Here is a 5,085-nt window from a genome sequence, read left to right on the forward strand (position 1 = left end):
GCTTTGTCTCACCGCGAGCGTCAAATGCGACGCCAGCCCCGACAACCAGATCCTTAATGGTCCTCGACGCCACGACTTCGCCTGGAGCAGTGTGATCGAGGATCCGAGATGCAAGATGCACCGCGATCCCGCTCAAGTCATGGCCGCGCTTCACAAGCTTGAAGTCATTGAGGCGCAAGGCGATGGCAACATGATGGTCGGCGCAGCGAAATGGTCGGCCAAAGGCAAAGACGCCAAAGGCGGCGACCAGCCTTGGGGTGGAGTGGCAACCCATGTTTTTGAGAAGCAGGCTGACGCCAGCCTGAAACTTAGCGTACACACCTTTAACTGACGGTCACTTGCGGCCCGATAGACGGATAAATGCAGTTCTGACATTGGGTTCGGTTCTCTGGCGGAGCGTTACTGCGGCCAGCATCCAATCGCTCGGAAAAATTTCGCGGTCATCGGCCCGAGTTTGAAGACAATCGACCGGATCGGCGCAATTGGCCGCGGAGCGATCGCACTACGGCTGAATATTTTGGTTCATGTGGAACAGGTTATGAGGATCGTAAGTCCTTTTGACTTCCTGAAGCCGTGCATAGGTTTTCGTACCATATGCATCACGCACGAGATTGTCGCCCTCTCCAAGTCCGGGGAAGTTGAGGTACATCCGTCCCGTGGAATGGCGCTGCATTTCTTGCCAGACGTCGCGAACCCAACCGATGTTGATGTCGTCGTCGCCGACGTTGGACCAGATAGCGTCGAGGCTGAGCATGAAGGGCATGGATCGATCACCAAACGCGGTGGTATCGGCGGCAACACGCTGCACGGCACCACCGAATTTCCAGATCGAGGCATAGGTCATCTCGGAGGGACGGCTGGCCAGATGCGCGGTGATGGCCTGGATGACATCGTCGTCCAAGTTCCTAAGGTACGTCGATTTCCAGTAGCAGCGGTCCCGGCCCTTGGGAAATAACCCGTCATAGAGAGTCTGCAGGACGCGGTACGGCATCCTGCCGCTGAAATCGAGCAGTGGTTCTCCGAAGCTGCACAAGGGCTGCGTGACGCGCTCTCCTTGGTCGGCCGGACCGTCATAGACCGTGGCGAGTGCCAGGACACGTTTTCCCCAAGTCTCTTCGGGATAGGCTGGATCGTGGGGTATGGTGGAGAATTCGGCTAGCCCGCTCACCTCGTCTGGAGCCTTGGCCATGTAGTCGCGCCATTGCGGCAGGATTTCCTGGGCCCGTTCTTCAGGATAGGCGGGAGCGCAGAACATAATCTCGTCATCTATCGGGTGCAGACGGAACTCAAAGTTCACGACAACGCCAAAGTTGCCGCCGCCACCCTTCAGCGCCCACAGCAAGTCCGGGTTTTCGGTGTCGCTCGCGTGGAGCAGCCCGCCATCGGCGGTGACCACGTCGGCGGCAATGAAATTGTCGCAGCTGAGGCCCCGTGTGCCGCGGAGCCAGCCGATGCCGCCGGACAGCGTCAGGCCTGCCACACCTGTCATCGAGATGAGCCCCCCGGGTGTGGCGCGACCGAACGGCGTGGTTGCCGCGTCCACGTCTGCCCATGTGGCCCCGCCTTCAACACAAGCCCTATCCAGTCCAGGTGCTATCCGAACGGCATTCATGAGCGACATGTCGATCATCAGCCCGCCGTCGCAAACGGCATAGCCGGCAACGTTGTGTCCACCGCTGCGGACAGCGATAGCAAGGTCATGGACCCGCGCGTAGTTGACCGACGCCAAAACATCAGCAGCGTTGCGGCAGCGGGCAATCAGAGCTGGTCGGCTGTCGATCATCCCGTTCCACACGACACGGGCGTCGTCGTAGTCAGCATCTCCCGGCTCAAGCAGTTCTCCGTGCAATACGCTGCGGAGTTCGTCATGTGTCATCTCAGCTCCTCCTAGTTACAAGCAACCTAGCACCCCCTGACGTTCGGTACTAAAGTCGTAAACGCTGAAAGGCGGTCAATTCTGCCATGCCGGGACAAGACGGACGTATCAATGTTGCCATTCTCGCTGTGCCGGAAGTTACGGCTTCCGCGCTGTACGGCATGTTTGACCTGTTCTCTTCTCCCGGGCGCGACTTCCCCTTCATAGTAACGGGTTCAGCGGGGGAACAGCGCATGCGGCCCTACACAGTCGCCCGCACCAAGGACGGGTTCCAGGCCGCCAATGGCATCTGGGTAAAGCCCGACCACAATTTCAAAGACTGCCCGCAACCCGACATCGTGTGCATCCCGGATTTCTTCGTCAATCCCGGCGACAGTGTCAGCGGCATGTATGACCCTGAGGCGCAATGGCTTAAGCGATCCCACGAGGACGGCGCGATGATGGCCAGCGCCTGTTCGGGTGCGGTGCTTCTTGGCGAAGCCGGACTTCTCGCCGATTGCGAGGCGACAATACATTGGGGCTATGCTTCAACGCTCACCAACAACTATCCGGGTATCACGGTAAGAGTGGATCGGTCCTTGGTGTTGAGCGGCGAAGAGCAACGCATCATCATGGCGGGAGGCGGATCGAGCTGGCAGGATTTGGCACTTTATCTCATCGCGCGGTTTGTCGGTCTGAAGGAAGCCATGGAGGTCGCCAAGGTTTACATGCTTCAATGGCATGACATGGGCCAGCAACCATTTGCATCACTGACAACCTTTCGGCAGACCACCGATGCCGTGGTCAACAGATGCCAGGAATGGCTGGCGATGAACTACAAGACCCACGCCCCGGTTGCGGCGATGGCCGCATTGTCAGGCCTGCCAGAACGCTCGTTCATCCGCCGCTTCACGAAAGCAACGGGCATGAAACCCCTCGACTATGTGCACGCGCTGCGGCTCGAGGAAGCCAAGCAAATGCTGGAAACCACCGATCTGCCGATCGAAGCCATCGCCAACGAGGCCGGCTATGAGGATACGAGCTTCTTCGGCCGCCTGTTCCGCCGCAAGACAGGTTCGACCCCGGCCCACTATCGGTTGCGATTTGGTGCATTGCGTCAGGCGCTGAAGGACAATTAGAAGAGATGCGTTCTGAACTGCGTGTTTCTACCGAATTCCGGGAATTTAAAGGGCAAATAGTCTGAGGGCGGACAAATTGCGGCCGGATTACCGCCGCTTGTCTGGCAATCCAATCTTGGCGAGATCGGCAATTTCTCCATCGGTGATAGAGGTGTCGGGATGGTAGCTCAGGGTGCGCCAGCTAGCTTGGGTGATCGTGGGTTGAATTGCCAGAGGTTTGTTCACCATTTTTCAGGCTTCATCATCGCGGCCAACGCTTGGAAGACTGATCGCCGTGGTGAGATGCGCCACGGTGATGCAAAGGTCTGACTCTCAAAATAGCGACCGATTCTGCTGGTTTGCCGGCGACCTGCAGGGCCCATGCTTTGGAAAGGTTGAGATTGCTGTTTCTTCGCGGGTCCAGCGAGAGTGCCTTGTCGAGAATTTCCGCAGCCTGCAAGGGTGCCGGCCATCGTGAGAACTTCGCTCAGATCGCCGAACATCCGTGGGTCATGCGGTGTCATGGAGATTGGAAACTCCGCTTCCCGCAGTGTGCCTTTGAAATCGCGTTCCTGGCTCAGGACAAATGCAAAAGCCGACTGCTTGTACGCTGTTCTAACGGCGACAGATTGTCCTGTGCCATAGCTTCGCGCACGAGGCGACCCGCACGGGAAGTGTCACCGGGCAAAAACTTGGGGCCCTCCCTCAAACCTTTTGGGTGAACCAGACTGCCGGTGTGCCGACCACTCCCCCCTTTTGCATCGCCTTTGCCAAGTCCTCGAGCTTGGTGAAGGCCTGAGCTGCTTCCAGGGTTGCGAACTCGTGTGTCACAGTGACGTCGTTTGGGTTATCGGTGGCTTGGTACACTGCCTCAGCCGTAACACCATTTGCCTTCTGGACCGACGAAAAAGCATCATAGATCCCTCGCCAAGTCTTATAATCAGAGACCATATGCCTCACAAATACCGTTGTCATTTCGTCCTCCTTCGTTGCGTTTTCAATTGCCGTTTCGGCGCTAATCATTTGGTTTCTGAGATCTGCCGATGACGGCAAAGTCGAACACCTGCTGCGGAATTGTCCGTGCAGCTCACGGCTTGGGCTTGTGGACTATATCGCGCCCTTGTCATGAAGGCATCGGCGGAGCGCGTCAGACTGTCAGTCCCGCCTTGCGAAGGCCTTCAACGCGGCGCTCAAAGTCCACAGGATTCCGGAAGGGAAGGACGCGGCGGCGGCGCTCGATAGAGAAGGCGGGATTGAGCTGGAGTGCCTGCTCCCAGGCCCGTCGGCTTTCCTCAGGTCGTCCAAGGTGGCCATAGCAGGACGCGAGCAGGGCGTGGGCAATGTCCGACTGAGGGTTTCGCGCGAGCCGCTCCTTGAGCGCGGTAACCGCTTGCTCATAATCGGCGAGGGAAAAGTGCGCATCGGCGAGAAATTGGAGCAGGACTTCCGGGTAATGCGGGTCCAACTGCATCGAAACATCAAGCGTCTCGAGCGCGCCTGCTGGATCGCCGGAAAATATCTGGATATGGGCCATCAACATGAGGAGGTCGATTGAGTTTGGCGAAAGCGCAAGTCCTAGTTGCGCCTCTGCCCGGGCCCGGTCAAGGTCCCGGCTCCACATACAAGCCATACCCAATGCGAAGTGACCGTTGGGTTGTTGCTCGTCCATCGCCGCCGCTTGCTGTGCGAGCTCCAGCCCGGTCCGGAGTGAATTCTCAGGATCGGTGCTCCAGGCGTTGATGTAGTCAAGTACATGGGTGAAGGCGATGAGGGCGTGGGCCGCCGCATATGCCGGATCGATAGCGATGGCGGCCCCTGCCAAGTTGCGCGCCGCGATGTTTCCGGGCCAGGTGCAAGCCAAGCTCTGCTCGCGGCCGCGCAACAAGAATTCGTACGCCTCGACGCTCACCGCGCGCTCGCGGCCCAGCTGATCCCGTTCGCTAGCCGTGAGCTTGAGCTTGAGGGCAGACACGATTTCCTGCGTGAGCTCGTCCTGAACTGCGAAAATATCGGTGAGGTCGCGATCGAAACGGCTGGCCCAAACATGTCCGCCGCTCCTTGAATCGATCAACTGCGCTGTAACACGAACCCTGTTTCCCGCTTTGCGAACGC

General features: G+C 58.5%; 5 protein-coding genes and 1 pseudogene. 2 read left to right on the top strand and 4 right to left on the bottom strand.

The window, feature by feature from the left end; genetic code table 11:
- Positions 1-331, top strand: a pseudogene (locus ACXJ5O_RS18455) (hypothetical protein); the annotation flags it as partial.
- A 171-nt stretch (positions 332-502) separates the two neighbouring features.
- On the opposite strand, the gene ACXJ5O_RS18460 reads toward ACXJ5O_RS18455, so the two are convergent.
- Positions 503-1,876, bottom strand: coding sequence for an FAD-binding oxidoreductase (locus ACXJ5O_RS18460; RefSeq protein WP_457301166.1), 1,374 nt, complete (start codon positions 1,874-1,876; stop codon positions 503-505).
- Between the two features lie 86 nt (positions 1,877-1,962).
- Here ACXJ5O_RS18460 and ACXJ5O_RS18465 point away from each other — a divergent pair, with 86 nt between their 5' ends.
- Positions 1,963-2,994, top strand: coding sequence for a GlxA family transcriptional regulator (locus ACXJ5O_RS18465; protein WP_457301167.1), 1,032 nt, complete (start codon positions 1,963-1,965; stop codon positions 2,992-2,994).
- A gap of 87 nt (positions 2,995-3,081) precedes the next feature.
- Here ACXJ5O_RS18465 and ACXJ5O_RS18470 read toward each other — a convergent pair whose 3' ends face one another.
- The 3 genes from ACXJ5O_RS18470 to ACXJ5O_RS18480 form a co-directional block, all read right to left on the bottom strand.
- Positions 3,082-3,222 (bottom strand): hypothetical protein, encoded by a 141-nt coding sequence (locus ACXJ5O_RS18470; protein ID WP_457301168.1) that lies wholly within the window; start codon positions 3,220-3,222, stop codon positions 3,082-3,084.
- Positions 3,223-3,678: 456 nt separating this feature from the next.
- The gene (locus ACXJ5O_RS18475) at positions 3,679-3,948 is read right to left on the bottom strand and encodes a cyclase (protein ID WP_457301169.1); all 270 of its coding nucleotides are present in this window, start codon (positions 3,946-3,948) and stop codon (positions 3,679-3,681) included.
- 172 nt (positions 3,949-4,120) lie between these two features.
- On the bottom strand, positions 4,121-5,085 hold a 965-nt coding region (locus tag ACXJ5O_RS18480), incomplete at its 5' end, for a tetratricopeptide repeat protein (protein WP_457301170.1).

Source organism: Phyllobacterium sp. P5_D12, from assembly GCF_054049495.1.